Source organism: Acidimicrobiales bacterium, assembly GCA_035546775.1.
Lineage (GTDB): Bacteria > Actinomycetota > Acidimicrobiia > Acidimicrobiales > JACCXE01 > JACCXE01.
Window position 1 is genome coordinate 24,293 of sequence record DASZWD010000047.1, and the last position, 16,925, is coordinate 41,217.

Annotated in this window: 16 protein-coding genes; 13 read left to right on the forward strand and 3 right to left on the reverse strand. The window is 69.5% G+C overall.

The genetic code is table 11. The features are described from left to right. Positions 1-14: 14 nt before the first annotated feature. The 3 genes from VHC63_11475 to VHC63_11485 are packed head-to-tail and all read left to right on the forward strand — an operon-like array spanning position 15 to position 4,568. The gene (locus VHC63_11475; GenBank protein ID HVV37215.1) at positions 15-2,477 is read left to right on the forward strand and encodes a phosphoketolase family protein; all 2,463 of its coding nucleotides are present in this window, start codon (positions 15-17) and stop codon (positions 2,475-2,477) included. Position 2,478: 1 nt separating this feature from the next. Next, positions 2,479-3,594, forward strand: coding sequence for an acetate/propionate family kinase (locus VHC63_11480; protein ID HVV37216.1), 1,116 nt, complete (start codon positions 2,479-2,481; stop codon positions 3,592-3,594). A gap of 20 nt (positions 3,595-3,614) precedes the next feature. Next, complete coding sequence (locus tag VHC63_11485) at positions 3,615-4,568, forward strand: alpha/beta fold hydrolase (GenBank protein ID HVV37217.1); 954 nt, start codon at positions 3,615-3,617, stop codon at positions 4,566-4,568. Here the strand turns inward: VHC63_11485 and VHC63_11490 are convergent. Further along, a complete protein-coding gene (locus tag VHC63_11490; protein ID HVV37218.1) occupies positions 4,565-5,179 on the reverse strand; it encodes an HAD family phosphatase in 615 nt (204 codons plus the stop codon). The two genes, VHC63_11485 and VHC63_11490, sit on opposite strands and share 4 nt — an antisense overlap. 92 nt (positions 5,180-5,271) lie before the next feature. Between VHC63_11490 and VHC63_11495 the strand changes: the two genes are divergently transcribed. Genes VHC63_11495 through VHC63_11510 form a run of 4 tightly spaced genes read left to right on the forward strand, consistent with a single transcriptional unit; the run spans position 5,272 to position 9,137 of the window. Further along, positions 5,272-7,068 carry an NAD(P)/FAD-dependent oxidoreductase gene (locus VHC63_11495; GenBank protein HVV37219.1) on the forward strand — a complete coding sequence of 599 codons (1,797 nt, stop codon included), beginning with the start codon at positions 5,272-5,274 and terminating at the stop codon, positions 7,066-7,068. A gap of 19 nt (positions 7,069-7,087) precedes the next feature. After that, positions 7,088-7,627, forward strand: a complete 540-nt coding sequence (locus VHC63_11500) for a TetR/AcrR family transcriptional regulator (protein ID HVV37220.1) — start codon at positions 7,088-7,090, stop codon at positions 7,625-7,627. Positions 7,628-7,639: 12 nt separating this feature from the next. Beyond that, entirely contained in the window at positions 7,640-8,644 is a 1,005-nt protein-coding gene (locus VHC63_11505; protein ID HVV37221.1) for a phosphotransferase family protein, read from the forward strand. Between the two features lie 16 nt (positions 8,645-8,660). Then, complete coding sequence (locus VHC63_11510; protein ID HVV37222.1) at positions 8,661-9,137, forward strand: phage tail protein; 477 nt, start codon at positions 8,661-8,663, stop codon at positions 9,135-9,137. Between the two features lie 24 nt (positions 9,138-9,161). Here the strand turns inward: VHC63_11510 and VHC63_11515 are convergent, their stop codons facing one another. Then, positions 9,162-10,325, reverse strand: a complete 1,164-nt coding sequence (locus VHC63_11515) for an acyl-CoA dehydrogenase family protein (GenBank protein HVV37223.1) — start codon at positions 10,323-10,325, stop codon at positions 9,162-9,164. A gap of 51 nt (positions 10,326-10,376) precedes the next feature. On the opposite strand from VHC63_11515, the gene VHC63_11520 reads away from it, so the two are divergent. Together VHC63_11520 and VHC63_11525 are read left to right on the forward strand one after the other, a co-directional pair. Further along, positions 10,377-11,027: a TetR family transcriptional regulator gene (locus VHC63_11520; GenBank protein HVV37224.1), complete on the forward strand. Its 651-nt coding sequence runs from the start codon at positions 10,377-10,379 to the stop codon at positions 11,025-11,027. Then, entirely contained in the window at positions 11,024-11,758 is a 735-nt protein-coding gene (locus tag VHC63_11525; GenBank protein HVV37225.1) for a dienelactone hydrolase family protein, read from the forward strand. The genes VHC63_11520 and VHC63_11525 overlap by 4 nt, the downstream gene beginning before the upstream one ends. A gap of 33 nt (positions 11,759-11,791) precedes the next feature. Here the strand turns inward: VHC63_11525 and VHC63_11530 are convergent, their stop codons facing one another. After that, positions 11,792-12,604, reverse strand: a complete 813-nt coding sequence (locus tag VHC63_11530; protein ID HVV37226.1) for an alpha/beta hydrolase — start codon at positions 12,602-12,604, stop codon at positions 11,792-11,794. Between the two features lie 84 nt (positions 12,605-12,688). Between VHC63_11530 and VHC63_11535 the strand changes: the two genes are divergently transcribed. The 4 genes from VHC63_11535 to VHC63_11550 are packed head-to-tail and all read left to right on the forward strand — an operon-like array spanning position 12,689 to position 16,915. Continuing rightward, complete coding sequence (locus VHC63_11535) at positions 12,689-13,759, forward strand: MoxR family ATPase (protein ID HVV37227.1); 1,071 nt, start codon at positions 12,689-12,691, stop codon at positions 13,757-13,759. Between the two features lie 2 nt (positions 13,760-13,761). After that, on the forward strand, positions 13,762-14,697 hold the full coding sequence (locus VHC63_11540) for a DUF58 domain-containing protein (protein HVV37228.1): 936 nt from the start codon (positions 13,762-13,764) through the stop codon (positions 14,695-14,697). Next, the gene (locus VHC63_11545; protein ID HVV37229.1) at positions 14,694-15,662 is read left to right on the forward strand and encodes a VWA domain-containing protein; all 969 of its coding nucleotides are present in this window, start codon (positions 14,694-14,696) and stop codon (positions 15,660-15,662) included. The genes VHC63_11540 and VHC63_11545 overlap by 4 nt, the downstream gene beginning before the upstream one ends. Then, positions 15,659-16,915, forward strand: a complete 1,257-nt coding sequence (locus VHC63_11550; protein ID HVV37230.1) for a trypsin-like peptidase domain-containing protein — start codon at positions 15,659-15,661, stop codon at positions 16,913-16,915. The genes VHC63_11545 and VHC63_11550 overlap by 4 nt, the downstream gene beginning before the upstream one ends. Positions 16,916-16,925: the final 10 nt, after the last annotated feature.

The following is a 16,925-nucleotide window of genomic DNA, read 5'->3' on the forward strand; positions in this document are numbered from 1 at the left end:
GGCACGATAAGGGCATGACCGACCGCCTCGCCAGCATGGGCGGCGACACCGCCGCCGACTTCGACACGTCGGGCGCGGGCGAGACCATCGCTCCCGAACCGCTGGTGCTCAACGTCGTGCCCGGTCCGCTGCCCGAGGAGATGCTGCGGCGCGTCGACGCCTGGTGGCGCGCCGCCAACTACCTCGCCGTTGGCCAGATCTACCTGATGTCGCACCCGCTGCCGCCGGCCCCATTGCAACCCGAAGACATCAAGCCGCGCCTGCTCGGCCACTTCGGCACCGTGCCCGGACTCAACCTCGTGTGGGCGCACGCCAACCGCGCCATCATCGAGCGCGACCTCGACGCGGTGTTCGTCGCCGGTCCGGGTCACGGCGGGCCGGGCCCGAACGCCTGCGCCTGGCTCGAGGGCACCTATAGCGAGCGCTACAGCCACATCGCGCAGGACGGCGACGGCATGGTGGCGTTCTTCCGCCAGTTCTCCTTTCCGGGTGGCGTGCCGAGTCATTGCGCGCCCGAGACGCCCGGCTCGTTCCACGAAGGCGGCGAGCTCGGCTACTCGCTGCTGCACGCCACGGGCGCGGCGCTCGACGACCCGTCGCTCGTCGTGTTCTGCGTAGTGGGCGACGGCGAGGCCGAGACCGGAGCACTGGCGACGAGCTGGCACGCGCCGAAGTTCCTCGACCCGGCGCGCGACGGCGCAGTGGTGCCGATCCTGCACCTGAACGAATACAAGATCGCCAATCCGACCGTGCTGGCGCGCATCCCGCCCGACGATCTCGACTCGTTGCTGCGCGGCTACGGCTACGACCCGCACGTCGTCGCCGGCGACGATCCCGGCATGGTGCACCAGGCGATGGCGGCCGCGCTCGACGCGTGTCTCGACGCCGTCGCCGACATCCAGGCGCGAGCACGCGGCGGCGACGTTCCCGCGGCCGGCTGGCGCTGGCCGATGATCGTGTTGCGCACGCCGAAGGGGTGGACGTGCCCGCCGGTCGTCGACGGCGTCCAGGTCGAAGGCACCTTCCGCGCCCACCAGGTGCCGCTGCCCAACGCCCGTGGCGACGATCGTCACCGCCAGGTGCTCGAGGAGTGGCTGTGCTCGTACCGGCCCGAGGAGCTCTTCGACGACGCCGGCGCACCCGGCGCCGAGCTGCGCGCCCTGGTGCCGGCGGGTAACCGGCGGATGAGCGCCAATCCCGTCGCCAACGGCGGCGAGAAGGTGGTCGACCTGCACCTGCCCGACTGGCGCGAGTTCGCCGTGGACGTGCGTGGGCCGGGGCAGAGCGAGCACGAGGCGACACGCGTGCTCGGAAGCTGGTTGCGCGAGGTGACGCGCGCCAACCCGACGAACTTCTTGACCTTCGCTCCCGACGAACTGGCGAGCAATCGCTTGCAGGACATCCTCGACGTCACCGGGCGCGACTGGCAGATCCGTATCGACGCCCGCGACGAGCGACTGGCGCGCGACGGACGCGTGATCGAGATGCTGAGCGAGCACGTGTGCCAGGGGCTGCTCGAGGGCTACCTGCTCACCGGCCGGCACGGCGTATTCACGTGTTACGAAGCGTTCATCCACATCGTCGACTCGATGTTCAACCAGCACGCCAAGTGGCTCGAAGCGGCCAATGCCGTGCCGTGGCGCCAGCCGATCCCGAGTCTCAACTACCTGCTGTCGTCGCACGTCTGGCGGCAGGACCACAACGGCAGCACGCACCAGGACCCGGGCTTCCTCGACGTCGTCATGAACAAGAAGCCCGAGGTCGTGCGCGTGTACCTGCCGCCCGACGCCAACACGCTCCTGTCGACGATGGATCACTGCCTGCGGTCGCGCCAGTACGTGAACGTCGTGGTCGCGGGCAAGCAACCGCAGTTCGACTGGCTCGACGCCGAGGCGGCCGCGGAACACTGCGCCCGCGGGCTCGGCATCTGGGAGTGGGCGAGTAGTGACGGCGGCCACGGTGAACCCGACGTCGCGTTGGCGTGCGCCGGCGACGTGCCCACACTCGAGACCCTCGCGGCGGTCACCATGCTGCGCGAGCGCGTTCCGTCGTTGGGGGTGCGCGTCGTCAACGTCGTCGACCTGATGCGTCTGCTGCCGGCCAGCGAGCATCCGCACGGGTTGACCGACGTCGAGTTCGACGCGCTGTTCACCACGCACGCGCCGGTGGTGTTCGCCTTCCACGGTTACCCGTGGTTGATCCACCGGTTGGTGTACCGGCGGACCAACCAGGAACGGTTCCACGTGCGCGGCTACAAGGAGAACGGCACGACCACGACGCCCTTCGACATGGTCATGCTCAACGATCTCGACCGCTACCACCTCGTGATGGACGTGATCGACCGCGTCGAGGGGTTGGGTGAACGCGCCGCGGACGTGCGCCAGGAAATGGTCGACGCCCGCTTCCGGGCGCGGGCGTGGACCCGCGACCACGGCGAGGACATTCCCGAAGTCGCACACTGGCGCTGGGACGCGTGACGTGACGGCGGCGGTGCTCGTCGTCAACGTCGGTTCGACATCGCTGAAGCTTGCGCTGTTCAACGCCGACGCGTCTGCCGAATTGTGGGCGCGTGAGACGGCGCTCGCCGCCGACAGCGATCGGGTCGCCGCCATCGGCGAGGCGATCGGCGAGAGCCCGGCGCACGAATACGACGTTGTTGCCGTCGGCCACCGCATCGTCCACGGCGGAGCGACGCTGACTGCGCCGGTCGTGGTCAACGCCGGCGTCGAAGCGGCGATCGAGGCGGCAGCGCAGTACGCCCCGCTGCACAATCGGGCCGGTCTCGACGGGATCCACGCGGCGTGTGGGGCCGTCGCCGGCGCACCGCAGGTGGCGGTGTTCGACACGGCGTTTCACCACACGCTGCCGGACGCCGCCGCCGTGTACGGCGGACCGTACGACTGGTTCGCCACCGGGCTGCGTCGATACGGATTTCACGGCATCAGCCACGAGCACGCGGCGCGCACGGCCGCGGCGCTGCTGGCGCGCCCGGTCGACGAGTTGTGCCTCGTGACGTGTCACCTCGGGGGCGGAAGTTCCGTGACCGCAGTGGAGCGCGGTCGCAGCGTCGACACGACGATGGGCCTCACACCCCTCGACGGCTTGATCATGACGACACGCTCGGGCAGCGTCGACCCGGCACTGGTGCTGCACCTGCTGCGCGCCGGAGCGACGGTCGACGAGGTGGAGAACGTGCTCGAGCACCGGTCGGGCCTCGCCGGGCTGTCGGGCACGAGCGGCGACCTGCGCGACGTCGTCGCCGCCCGCGACGTGGGTAGTGCGCGGGCGGCGCTGGCCATCGACGCCTTCGTGCACCGCGTCGCCAGCGGCGTGGGGGCGATGGCCGCCGCCCTGGGCCGCCTCGATGCGATCGTCTTCACCGGCGGGATCGGCGTGCACAGCGCCGAGGTGCGCGCCCGCGTGTGCGATCAGTTCGCCTTTGCCGGGCTCGGGCTCGACGCGGCCCGCAACACCGCGGCGACGGGCGACACCGTGATCTCCCACGCCGACAGCCCGCTGGCCGCCGCCGTCGTAACCGCCCGCGAGGAAGAAGCGATCGCCCGCGCCTGCGCCGCGCTCGTCGGGCACCCCTGATCCGCGGCGAGAATGCCGGTATGGACGGGCGCGAGGTTTCCTGGATACTCGACGGCATCACGATGTACGGCACGCTGGTGTGCCCCGACGGCGAGGGGCCGTTTCCGGCGGTCGTGCTCGTCGCCGGGAGTGGACCGACCGATCGCGACTGGTGCTCGCCGTTGTTGCCCGGCAGCAACGGGAGCGGCCGCTTGTTCGCCGAGGCGTTAGCCGAGGCCGGCATCGCGTCGCTGCGTTACGACAAGCGGGCGTCGGGGCCCCACGCGATGCAGAACGTCCCCCGACTCATCGGCAAGCTGAGTATGCAGTCGCACCTCGACGAGCTTGTCGCCGCGGTGGGCGCGCTGGTCGGCGACGGGCGCGTCGACCGTTCGCGGATCGCGGGGTTCGGCAACAGCGAAGGCACGCTGCACGTGTTGCACTACGCCTCCAGTACGCAGGACGTGCCGTTCGTCGGTCTCGTCCTCGCCGCCCCGCCCGGGCGTCCGATTGCGGAGGTGCTGCTGTCGCAGCTCGAGCTGCAGTCGAGGCAGGTTCCCGGCGGTGCCGAGCTGATGCCGCTCGTACGCGCCGCCGCGACGCGCTACTCCGCCGGACAACCGATGGATCCCGATCCGGCGCTGCCCGAGAGCGTGCGCATGGTGCTGCTGAGCTTCGACACACCGGCGAACCTCCCGCTCGCCCGTGAGCTGTGGAACGAGTCGGCGTGCGACGCACTCAAGCAGGTCACCATTCCGACGCTGGTGCTCATCGGCGGGCGCGACGTGCAGATCGATGCCCACCTCGACGGCGACCCGCTACAGCGCGCCGCCGCCGGGATGACCAACGTGACCTTCGCCTTCCCGCCGAACGCCAACCACGTGTTCAAGGAAGACACGGGCACGTCGGGGGTCGGTTACAACGACCCGGGCACACACCTCGATCCGGAGAGCCTGGCGCGCATCATTGCGTTCCTGCGCGACGCGTTCGCTTAGTTGGCGGCGAGGAGCGCGTCGAGTTCGTCGAGCGCGGCGTCGGGCGGATCGCCGACGAGGATGGCGCGCAGCCCGACGGCGCGCGCCGCGTCGACGTTGCTCTCGAGGTCGTCGAGGAATACCGCATCGCCCGGATCGGCGACGCCCAACTTGGCGAGCGCCAGTTCGAAGATCGCCGGGTTCGGTTTCCGCACGCCTTCGGCCGACGAGTCGACCACCACGTCGAACAGCTCGTCGACCGGGATGAGGCTGCGCCACAGGTTCGAGCCCTCGCGCACGTTGTTGGTGATGAGCGCCGTCTTGTAACCGTCGCGGCGCAACTCGAGGACGCGCTCGACGACGTGGGGGAACACCACCATCTCTTCGCGCAGCGCCGCCATCGGCGTCAGGTCGAGTTCGACACCCGCGGCCTGTGCCAGCGCGCTGACTTCCTGAAACCACTCGGCGAAACCGATCTCGCCGCGCTCGAGGCGATGCCAGGGGTGGTCGCCGTCCTCGTGGTACGCGCCGACGAGCAACTCGACGTTGCCGCCCGCAGCGGCGGTGAGATTGGGCCACGGCGACGTCGTCAACACGCCTGTCAGGTCGAACAGCACCGCCGATATCGCCACGGATGCCACGCTACGAGACGTGACGACGTCCGACGACTTCTGTTACGCCTTCTGCCATTGCGCCGCCAGGTATACGACCGTACATTTGTTGGGTGACGACGACCGAAGAGCTGGGATTCGATCCGGACGAGCTGCGCGCCAGGTACGAGGCGGAGCGCGACAAGCGCCTGCGTCCTGATGGCGCCGAGCAGTACATCGAGCTGACCGGTCGCTTTGCCCACTACTACGAGGAAGACCCCTACGTCGACGCGCCGATCGAGCGCGCTCCGATCAACGCGGAGGCGAACGTCGTCGTCATCGGTGGCGGGTTCAGCGGGCTGCTCGCCGGGGCGCGCCTCACCGAGATCGGCATCGACGAATTCAACATCATCGAGGCCGGGGCCGACTTCGGCGGCACCTGGTACTGGAACCGCTACCCCGGCGCGCAGTGCGACATCGAGTCGTACTGCTACCTACCGCTGCTCGAAGAGCTCGAGTACATGCCTAAGGAGAAGTACTCCTTCGCCCCGGAGATTTACGAGCACAGCCGCCGCATCGGCAAGCACTACGGCCTGTACGACAAGACGTGGTTCCAGACGCGGGTGCGGTCGGTCGACTGGGACGAGAGCATCAAGCGCTGGCACCTGCGGACCAACCGCGGCGACGACATCAGGGCGCGTTTCGTCATCTTTGCGCTCGGCCCGGCGAACCGTCCGAAGCTGCCGGGCATCGAGGGCATCGACGACTTCAAGGGCCACTCGTTCCACACGGCGCGCTGGGACTACGACTACACCGGCGGCGACACGAACGGCGGCATGACGGGTCTGGCCGACAAGCGCGTCGCCATCATCGGCACCGGGGCGACGGCCATCCAGTGCGTGCCCCGCACCGCCGAGTGCGCGCAGCATCTCTACGTGTTCCAGCGCACGCCGTCGTCGGTCGACCTGCGGGGCAACAAGCCGACCGATCCCGACTGGTGGAAGTCGCTGTCGCCCGGCTGGCAGAAAGCGCGGCGCGAGAACTTCGCCGGCATCCTGGCGGGCGAGCAGTTCGACGAGGACCTCGTCAACGACGGCTGGACCGACATCTTCCGCAACATGACGTCGGAGCTGAGCGGTGGCGGCTCGATCCTCGACATCGGCAAGGCGGTCGAGCTGGCCGACTTCCGCAAGATGAATTCGATCCGCCGGCGCGTCGAGGAGACGGTGAACGACCCGGCCACGGCCGAGGCGCTCAAGCCGTACTACCGCCAGATGTGCAAGCGGCCCACGTTCAACGACGAGTACCTGCCGGCGTTCAACCGCGACAACGTGACGCTGGTCGACGTGAGCGAGTCCAAGGGCATCGGCCGCATCACCGAGAAGGGCGTCGTCGCCAACGGCGTCGAATACGCAGTCGACTGCATCATCTTCGCGTCGGGCTTCGAGATCACCACGAAGCTGGAGCGCCGCATCGGCCTGCCGGTCAACGGGCGCGACGGCCTGTCGCTGTTCGAACACTGGGGCGGCGGCATCAAGTCGCTCCACGGCTTCACCACCCGCGGCTTCCCCAACTGGTTCTACATCGGCATGTCGCAGAACGCCTTCAGCGTGAACATGACCCAGATGTTCGACGAGCAGGCCCAGCACATCGCCTACCTGATCAAGGAGACGATCGACCGCGGCGCCACGACGATCGAGCCGAGCGAGGAGGGCCAGCGCGCCTGGTGCGAGCTGATCGACAATTTCGGGGCCATGACCGCCGCTCTCGGCTTCTTCGAGAGTTGCACGCCCGGCTACTACAACAACGAAGGCCAGGGTCAGGGTGGGCTCAGCTCGGGCGTGTACGCGGCGGGCATCAACGCCTTCAACCAGCTGCTCGTCGACTGGCGCGAGCGCGGCGATCTCGACGGGATGGAGTTGGACCGTTAGGGCGAACAAGCGCGACGAGGTGCTGCTGGCGGCGCGCGACGCGTTCGCGGCGCGCGGCTATTCGGGCGCGTCGATGCGAACCATCGCGGCCGACGCCGGCGTCACCGCCATGGCGCTGTACAACTACGCGTCCTCCAAGGCCGCGCTGTTCGAACTGGTGTGGGGCGAAAGCGTCGAGGCGCTGTACGCCGAGTTCGCCAAGGCGATCGCCGGCCAAGCGACCCTCGTCGACGAGATCAACGCCGTGTTCGACGCCGCCTACGCCGCCTTCGTCGACGACCCAGTCGGGCTGCTGTTCACGTCGCGCCTGCTGGTCGAGCGTCGGCATCCGGACCTGGCGCACATCGACCTGCACCTGACGCCCTACGCCGAGTTCTTCGTCGACATCACCGAGCGCGCCGTGCGCCGCCGCGAACTGAAGCGCAGCCAGCAGGTCGCCTTCATCGGCTTCGTCACCACGTTGCTGTGGGGCTTCACGTCGATCGCCACGCTGGAGCCGGCGGTGCTCCAGATCAGTGTCGAGGCGTCGAAGGCCGCCGTGGCGCGCTTCCTTCGCTAGAACGGGCGCGGTATGGAGGAGCGCGAGACCGAGGCGTTGCGGCGCTGGATCGTCGACCACGTCGACGGGATCGACGACGCGCCGATCGAGACCGAGCTGATCAGCGGTGGTCACTCGAACGTGACGATCGGCGCGCGCGTCGGCGGGCGCGAGCTCGTGGTGCGCCGCCCGCCGGTCACCGCCTTCCTGCCGACGGCCAACGACGTCGGGCGCGAGTACCGCTTCTACTCGGCACTGCGCGACACGCCGGTGCCGACGCCGGCCGCGTTCGCCTTCTGCGACGACGACTCGGTCATCGGGGCGCCGTTCTACGTCATGGAGCGGCTGCACGGCGTCGTGCCTCACGAGGTGGCGGCGCTCGACGGGATCACGGCGGCGGACGCCTCTGCGCTGTGTGACCGCTTCGTCGAGGTGCTCGCGGCGATCCACGCCGTCGACTACGGCGCCGTCGGCCTCGCCGACATCGGCAAGCCCACGGGCTACCTCGAACGCCAGGTGCGGCGCTGGACGGATCAGTGGCACCGGGCCAAGGTCGACGACGACCCCGTCATCGACGAACTCGCCTCGGTCCTCGGCGCCAACATTCCGCCCTCGCCGGCGGCGACGATCGTGCACGGCGACTACCGGCTCGGCAACGTCATGCTCGACGCGTCGACGCGGCGCGACATCGTCGGCGTGTTCGACTGGGAGATGGCCACCCTCGGCGACCCGCTGGCCGACGTCGGCTACACGATGCTGTATTGGGGCACGACCGATCGCCCGCCCATCCACCCGTCGCAGGAGTGCGCGGAGATGCCGGGGATGTACCGCGCCGACGAGCTGGCGCAGCGCTACGCCGAGGTGTCGGGTCGCGCCGTCGACCACGTCGAGTTCTATATCGTGCTGGCGGCGTTCAAGCTGTCGATCATCGGTGCCGGCAATGCGGCGCGCGCCCGCCGCGCCGGACTCGAGGCGCCTGTCGTCAGCGGGCAGATCCCGCTGGCGAACTGGGCGCTGGAATTCTGGAATCGCCCGTAACCCCAAGGAGCCGTACATGCCCGCAGCGAACAAGCCGTACCTCGTCGATTTCAAGGACGTGTCGACCGTGGGCCTCGAATCGTCACCGGTGGCCGATGCGCTCGCCGGCCTGCGGGCCAACGAGGCGCGCTACTTCAAGACCAAGTACGACGCCGACTTCGTCGTCGAGCCGGCGAGCAAGGCGAAGAAACTCGTCGGCTACGTCGCCCGGATCCTCAAGGAAGAGCGCGGCATCGTGATCAAGGCCAAGCCGCTCGAGGCCACCGAGCTGCACGTCGACGGCATCCGCTGGACCCACGTCTTCTACGAGAGCGGTCTGGCGATCAACGTGCTGTACACGCTCGAGGACAAAGGCAAGCGGGCCGTCGGCTTCAAGCTGTCCGAAGGCATGGATCCGCCCGAGGAGCTCTCCGCGTTCAAGTGGGCGCGCCAGAAGTCCAAGCTGGCTGGCACTATCCGCGGCTCGTATTTCGTCATCAAGAACGAGTACTGACCCTGCAACCCCGATTGGGTGGGGTTAGAGCATGTAGTCGTCCGGCTCGAGGCCGAACGTGACGCGCCCGACGCGCTTCATGGCATCGGCGGAGAACACGATGTGCTGGCGCGCCGCGTGCAGGTCGCGGGCGGCGCGCTGCAGCGGTTCGTCGTCGCGCACCGAGCTGGCGCCCGCGAAGGGGAGCAGCGTGTCGACGGCGTTGAGCCCGGCGCGCAGGATGAGCTGCTGCGCGCCGATGACCGCCGCGCGCTGGCGCGCCGTGCACGCGTCGCCGCGGGTGACGGTGGCCCACGCGTCGCCGATGGCGTCGACGAACAGGGAGCGGGCGGCGCGCAGTTGCAGGTCGGCCTGGGCGACCACGATCTGGGCGTACTCGTCGTCACACACCGTCGGGCCGATGCCGCGCCGCTTGGTCTGGGCGATCTCGACGAAGCGGTCGACCGCGGCGCGCCCCACGCCGGCGGCGAAGCCCGTCACCAGCGGCGCCAGCAGGTCGTACATCGGTAACCGGAACAGCGGGCGGTCGATGCGCGCCGGCTCGAACATCGGCGAGCACGTGTGGTCCGCCGGGACGTACACCGCGTCGACGGCGATGTCGTGGCTGCCGGTGCCGCGCAGCCCCGGGGCGTGCCACGTGTCGATGACGGCGACGTCGTCGCGACGGAACCAGGCGAAGCGCCAGTCGGGGCGGTCGCCGACGAAGCGCGGCACGTCGCCGTCCATCACGAGCACGCCGCCCATGACGAGCTCGCTGTGGAGCGCGCCGCTGGCGCACGGCCAGCGGCCCGAGACCACGAACCCGTCACCGGTCGGCACGGCGCGGCCGAGCGGCGCAAACGTACCGGCGACCGGTCGGTCGGGATCGCCGGCGAGCAGCCCGCGAGCGGCGTCGGGCTCGAGCCACGCCAGCAGCGTGCCGGTGTTGCCGATGAACGTCGTCCAGGCTGCCGATCCGTCGGCCCGCCCGAGTTCTTCGATCGTCTCGAAAATCGTGAGCGGCGCCGCTTCCAAGCCACCGAGTTCTTCGGCCAGCGCCAAGCGGAACAAGCTGGCGTGCTTGATGGTGGCGACGAGGTCCGCCGGCATGGTGCGCTGCGCCTCGCCTTCGGCGGCGCGCGCCCGCAGTTCCGGGGCGAGGGCGGCGGCGCGCGCGACGAGATCGGTGGTTTCGATCGTGAGGGTCATCGGCTGGTTCTCCTTCGATAGAGTAACACTCTATTAATAGAGTGTTACTCTATGAGTGTGGCGACGGATGTCAAGAGGGGAATGACGCGGCGACAGGAAAAGGCCGAGGCGACGCGCCAGCGCGTGCTCGACGCCGCCCTCGACCTGTTCCTCGCCGAGGGGTATACGACCGCCACCATCGCGGCGATCGCCGACGCGGCCGACGTCGCCGTGCAGACGGTGTACGCCGTGTTCGGCAACAAGAAGGCGATCCTCGACGCCCTGCGCGCTCGCGCCGTCACCGGCGAGGGTGGCGGGCCGCTGCGCCAGCGCCCGGACTGGCAGGCGATGGAGCGCGAGCGCGATCCGCGCCAGCAACTGCGCCTCCTCGCCACCATCGCCACGGGAATCGGCGCCACGATGGGTCCGCTCTACGAGGTGATGACCGGTGCAGCCGCGTCCGATCCCGAGATCGCCGACACCTTCCGCCGTCAGCAGCAGGCGCGCCACGACGACCAGCGCCACGTCGCCCAAGCGCTGGCGCGGCGCGGGGCGCTGCGGGAAGGGCTCACGGCCAAGGACGCCACCGACGTCATGTGGGTCATCGCCAGCCCAAGCACCTATAACAACCTCGTGGGCGAGCGCGGCTGGAGCCGCGACAAGTACGAGCAATGGCTGGGCGACACGCTCATCGCCGCGCTGCTCGCTACCGTCACGGCGTGAACGAGACGCTGACGCTTGCGACGCCCGACGGCGACATGGGGATCCACGTGGTGCGCCCCGACGGCGTTGGCTCGTATCCGGTGGTCGTGTACTTCCACCACGGCCCGGGCCTCGACGACGGCTCCAAGGAATCAATGCAGTGGATCGCCGATCGCGGCTTCTACGTCGTGAGCCACGACCGGTATCACCGATTCGAACCGTGGCTCGTCGTCACCGCGGAGATGCGCAAGGACGAGGAGGCGATGAAACGGTTCGGTGCCGCGTTTGGCGGCACGACCGAGGCAATGGTCGACGCCGACCTCGTCGCGCTGCTCGATCATCTCGCCACCGATCCAGCGGCGAGCGACGGGCCGATGGGATGCATCGGTTACTGCATTGGGGCGCGCTCGGTCGTCATGACAATGGCGCACCACGGTGACCGCTTCGCCGCCGGCGTCGGTATGCACCCGTCGTACTGCACGACGGACCAGCCCGACTCGCCCCACCTGCTCGTGCCCTCGATCGACGGGTCGCTCTACGTCGCCTTCGGCTCCGAGGACAAGATGCAGTCGCCCGAGGCCAACGTGCCGTTCATCGAGGCGGTGCGGGCGATGCCCGATGGGCGCGGCGAAGCCGACATCCTCGAGGGCGCCAACCACGGCTTCGCCGTGCCGCAGACGGCGGGCTATCACACCGAGGCGGCGAAGACCGCCTACGCCAAGGCGTTCGCGTTGTTCGACCGCGTGCGCTGACGCCCCGCCGCGCCTTCAACCCGTACGGTTCGGCTACTCGTCGTTGCTGTTGACGAAGCGCACGGTCGCGTTCAGGTACTCCGGCGGCATGGAGCCGGCGACGATCGCGGTGAGGTGCGACTTGCCCGGCAGCACAACGCTGGTGAAGTCGTTGAGCTCGCGCCACAGCCGGTGCGTGTGGGCGAAGGGCCGGTCGTACTCGCCGTTGATGGCGAGCACCGGGAAGTTCACCTTGCGCAACTCGATACCCGCCGACATCTTGCGGATGGCGCTGGGGTCGATGTTGGCGACGGGCGACTCGCGGGGCGTGTCCGCGATGGCCTCGGCTTCCTCGCGCGTCTTGCCGTTGGTCATGGCGAAGGAGATGCGCAGGTTGCGGCTCACGCGAGCTTCGTCGGGGTCGACGCCGTCGCTGTCCCTCGGCGTCGCGTTGATGAACTCGTCTTCGAACTCCATCACGCCCGAGCCGCCGAAGGTGGCGGTGATGATGCGCTCGGGGATGTAGCCCAGCAGGCGCGACGTGATCATGCCGCCCATCGAGTAGCCGTGGATGTGGGCGCGGGTGATGTCGAGATGGTTCATCAGCTCGATTACGTCCTTGGCCCGTCCAGGCCCGCCCGGCTGGGGCTTGTCGCTCTTGCCGTGGTTGCGGCAGTCGATCGCGACGACGCGGTGGTTGACAGCCAGCGCCTGGGCGATGCCGTTGGCGAACCAGTTGCCCTCGGCGCTGCCGGTGTAGCCGTGGATCAGGACAACCCACGAGCCGGCGTCGCCGGCCCGCAGGTAGTGGATGTTGGTGCCGTCGGACGCGGTGAACCACCCGTCCTGGCGATCGGTATCGGTCATTGGTTGCCCCCCAGTGAGTTGTCGTCACCTTAGGTCTGACGAAACTTTGTCGGCGCCTTAAGGAAACTCCCAGGTTCGGCGCCCATGCTGCTGGGCATGGCTCCCCGCACGACGCCCGCCGCCGCCCAACCACTCGACGCCGAACAGGCGGGGGCGCTCATCGAGCGCGCCCTGTTCGAGGTCAAGCGCGTCGTCGTTGGGCAGGACCGCATGATCGAGCTCACGATGATCTGCCTGCTCGCCCGCGGCCACTGCCTGCTCGAAGGCGTGCCCGGCATCGCCAAGACGCTGACCGTGTCCACCTTCGCCAAGGTCGTCGGCGGCTCGTTCGTCCGCCTCCAGTTCACGCCCGACCTCGTACCGGCCGACATCATCGGCACCCGCACGTGGCGCCCGTCGCGCGAAGAGTTCGACATCGAGTGGGGGCCGGTGTTCGCCAACTTCGTGCTCACCGACGAGATCAACCGCGCGCCCGCCAAGGTGCAGTCGGCGCTGCTCGAGGTGATGGCCGAACGTCAGGTCTCGATCGCCGGCCAGACCAAGCCGCTGCCGCACCCCTTCGTCGTGCTCGCCACGCAGAACCCGATCGAGTCCGAGGGCGTGTACGCGCTGCCCGAGGCCCAGCGCGACCGGTTCATGATGCAGGTGAACGTCGAGCAGCCGTCGTATGCGGACGAGGGCGAGATCGTGCGCCGCATGAGCGTGCGCGCCCCCGAGGTCGACGAAATCATCAGCCTCGCCCAGCTCGACGCGTTGTGCGCGGCAACCGACAACGTCTTCGTGCACCACGCGGTGCAGGATTACGCCGTTCGCCTCGTGATGGCGACGCGCGAGCCGGAGAAGTGGCAGCTCGAATCGCTGGCGCCCCAGATTGCGCTGGGCGCCAGCCCGCGCGGCTCGCTCGCCCTGGTGCAGGCGGCGCGCGCCGTCGCCTTGATGCACGGCCGCCGCCACGTGATGCCGAGCGACATCCGCGACGTCGCGCCGGAGGTGCTGCGCCACCGCATCCTGCTCAGCTACGAAGCCCTCGCCGCGGGCACGACGCCCGACGCCATCGTCGAGCGCGTGCTCGCCACCATCGAACAGCCACACCTGGCGCCGTCGCAGGACCCGGCGAGCGACGAAGTCGGCTTCGCCTTCGAGGCGGTCGGGTAGCGATGCCGCCCGAAGGAGTCCCGGCGGCCACGCCGTCGCAGGTCGCGTCCAAGGCGGCGTTACTGCACCGCTTCGAACTCGACGTGACGCGCCGGATCGAGGGCGTGCTCAGCGGTGCCTACGTGGCCTACGGGCGCGGTCCGGGCAGCGAGCGCGTCGGCGCTCGCCGCTACGAACCCGGCGACGACGCCCGCCGCATCGACTGGAATCTCACGGCGCGCACGATGCATCCGCACGTGCACGTGACCGAACCCGATCGCGAACTCGAAACGTGGTTCGTGGCCGACCAGTCGGCCAGCCTCGACTTCGGCACCGCCGAGCGGGAGAAGCGCGAGCTCGTCCTCGCCGCCGTCGCGACGTTCGGCTTCATGGCGGCGCGCTCGGGCAACCGCTTCGGGCTGCTGACCGCCGGGGGCGCCGCCATCGGCCGCGTGCCGGCGCGCACGGGCCGCGTCGCCGTCCTCGCGGCGTTGAGTTCGCTCTACGACACGCCGCGCCACGAGTCGGCCCCTTCGCCGGGCGCCGACCTCGCGGCGGCGCTGACGCAACTGCAGCGCACGCATCGCCGGCGCGGCCGGGTTGTGGTGGCGTCGGACTTCCTCGACCCGGGCGATTGGCGCACGCCGCTGGCGCATCTGGCGTTGCACCACGACGTCGTGGCCGTCCACGTGATCGATCGCCGCGAACTCGAACTGCCTGACGTCGGCATGCTGCGCGTCGTCGACCCCGAGACCGGGCGCTTGCTCGAAGTGCAGACGCGCTCGCGCGCCCTGCGCGATCGCTACGCCGCCGCCGCTGCGGAACGGCGCGACGCCATCCGCGCCGACATCGCGCAGGCCGGCGCCGCGAGCTTCGAGCTACGCACCGACGGCGACTGGGTGCTCGACGTGTTGCGCTTCCTCACCACCCGCACCACCTTCGCCCGGACCTACGCATGAGTTTCGCCAGCCCCCTCCGTCTGCTGCTGCTGGTGGCGCCGCTGGCGCTCATCGGCGCGTACTTCTGGAACGAACGGCGGCGCGCCGGCGTCGCCGTGCGCTTCACCAGCGTCGACCTGCTCGCCAGCGTCGCCCCCAAACGCCCGGGCTGGCAGCGCCACGTTGCCCCCGTCTTGTTGTTGACGACGATCGTCGTGCTGGTGCTCGGCTTCGCCGAGCCGTTGCGCACGGTGCACTCGCCGCGCCAGCAGGCGACCGTCGTCCTCACTATGGACGTGTCGGGTTCGATGATCGCCACCGACGTGGCGCCCGACCGTCTCACCGCGGCCAAGCAGGCGGCCGACACCTTCGTCGACGCGCTGCCCTCGGGCATCCGCGTCGGCCTCGTGGCGTTCTCCACGCAGGCCCGCGTCGTGACCTCGCCGACGAGCGATCGCACCACGATCAAAGAAGCGATCAACGGCCTGACCGCGGAAGGCGCCACGAATACCGGCGACGCCATTCGCGTGGCGTTGGCGTCGGCCGAGGGCGTCGCCAGTGGAGCCAAGGGCAAGAAGGTGCCCGCCGCGATCGTGCTCATGAGCGACGGCGTGCCCAACCAGGCCCGCGGTCAGGAGGACGCGGCCGCGGCGGTCGACGACGCCGTGGCCCAGGCCAAGGCCGACGGCGTGAAGATCAACACCATCGCCTTCGGCACCGACGCCGGAACGGTCACCATTCGCGGTGAGACGATCCCGGTCCCGTCGGACCCCGCCAGCATGGCCCGCATCGCCTCGGGTAGCGGCGGCAAGACGTTCACCGCCCAGAGCGCCAACCAGCTCAAGTCGGTGTACGACGACATCGGGCGCATCGTCGGCTACGTCACCCATCGCAAGAAGGTGACGGCGGCCTTCACCGGCCTCGGATTGTTGATTGGCGCCGCGGCTGCCGCCGCCGCCCTGACGTGGGGACACCGCATCGCATGAGTGACATCCGTCCACCTGAAGCCCCCGAGTGGATCGCCGCGCCGCTGCCCGGCGACCCGCCTCTTCTCCCGCCGGCCGAACCGGCCGCAACCCCGCCTGCCGCCGCGCCGGTCGCGAGCGCCAACCCGTGGTCGCGTTGGGTCATCGCCGCGGCCGTCGTGCTGGCCATGCTCGGCGCCGTCGCCGGTGGTGCCCTCACCCAGGTGTTCCAGACGAAGAACACGAACGCCAGCGCGCCGGTCACGACCCCGTCGCGGGTGCCCGGCTTCGGGCCGTTCCAGCAGCGGCCTTCGACCAACTTCGGCGGCAACTCGAACGGGACGACGACCGCCAGCGTGCCGGCCGGGATTGTCGACATCGAAACGTCGTCGACGATCAACGGCCTCGAAGGCGCCGGCACCGGCATGATCCTCACCGCGACCGGTGACGTGTTGACCAACAACCACGTCATCGAAGGCGCCACGCGCATCGTGGTCACCCGCACCGACAACGGCGCCACCTACAACGCCACCGTCATCGGCACGGATGCCACCGAGGACGTGGCGCTGCTGCACCTCGCCGACGCCAAGGGTTTGCCGACGATCCCGATCGGCGACTCGAGCAAAGTCGGTGTGAACGATTCCGTCATCGCCGCCGGCAATGCCCTCGGGCGCGGCGGGGCGCCGACGGTGGTGACCGGCACGGTGCGCGCCCTCAACCAGTCGATCACCGTGTCCGACGAAGTGGGCAACGGCAGCGCCACACTGCACGGTCTGATCCAGACCGACGCGCCGCTCGTGCCGGGTGACTCCGGTGGCCCGATGTTCGACGACCACAACAAGGTCATCGGAATCAACACCGCGGCGGCCCAGGGCCGCTTCCGCCAGTTCCAGGACGGCAGCGGCGGCGGGGAAGGCTTCGCCGTGCCGATCAACACCGCGATGGGCGTCGTGAGCAAGATCCGCCAGGGCGTCGAGACCGACACCATCCACATCGGCGTGCGCGGCTTCCTCGGTGTCAGCACGACCGACGCCGACAACGGCGCCGGCGCGCTCGTCGGCCAGGTGCAGCCCGGCTCGCCCGCCGACACGGCGGGTTTGGCGGCGGGCGACGTGATCACCGCCGTCGACGGCTCGGCGGTGGCCGACGCCAACTCGCTGACCGATCGCATCCACGGTCACAAGCCGGGCGACACGATCACGCTGCAGTGGACCACGAGCGCCGGCATCAGCCGCAGCGCCAAGGTCACGCTCAGCACCGGCGCTGCGGACTGATGCGCGGCCG

Excerpts from the sequence above, each read along its gene's own strand:
- VHC63_11530 (HVV37226.1), bottom strand. The coding sequence starts at position 12,604 with ATGACCGATACCGATCGCCAGGACGGGTGGTTCACCGCGTCCGACGGC.
- VHC63_11505 (HVV37221.1), top strand. The coding sequence starts at position 7,640 with ATGGAGGAGCGCGAGACCGAGGCGTTGCGGCGCTGGATCGTCGACCAC.
- VHC63_11475 (HVV37215.1), top strand. The coding sequence starts at position 15 with ATGACCGACCGCCTCGCCAGCATGGGCGGCGACACCGCCGCCGACTTC.
- VHC63_11485 (HVV37217.1), top strand. The coding sequence starts at position 3,615 with ATGGACGGGCGCGAGGTTTCCTGGATACTCGACGGCATCACGATGTAC.
- VHC63_11520 (HVV37224.1), top strand. The coding sequence starts at position 10,377 with ATGAGTGTGGCGACGGATGTCAAGAGGGGAATGACGCGGCGACAGGAA.
- VHC63_11515 (HVV37223.1), bottom strand. The coding sequence starts at position 10,325 with ATGACCCTCACGATCGAAACCACCGATCTCGTCGCGCGCGCCGCCGCC.
- VHC63_11550 (HVV37230.1), top strand. The coding sequence starts at position 15,659 with ATGAGTGACATCCGTCCACCTGAAGCCCCCGAGTGGATCGCCGCGCCG.
- VHC63_11540 (HVV37228.1), top strand. The coding sequence starts at position 13,762 with ATGCCGCCCGAAGGAGTCCCGGCGGCCACGCCGTCGCAGGTCGCGTCC.
- VHC63_11545 (HVV37229.1), top strand. The coding sequence starts at position 14,694 with ATGAGTTTCGCCAGCCCCCTCCGTCTGCTGCTGCTGGTGGCGCCGCTG.
- VHC63_11535 (HVV37227.1), top strand. The coding sequence starts at position 12,689 with ATGCTGCTGGGCATGGCTCCCCGCACGACGCCCGCCGCCGCCCAACCA.
- VHC63_11510 (HVV37222.1), top strand. The coding sequence starts at position 8,661 with ATGCCCGCAGCGAACAAGCCGTACCTCGTCGATTTCAAGGACGTGTCG.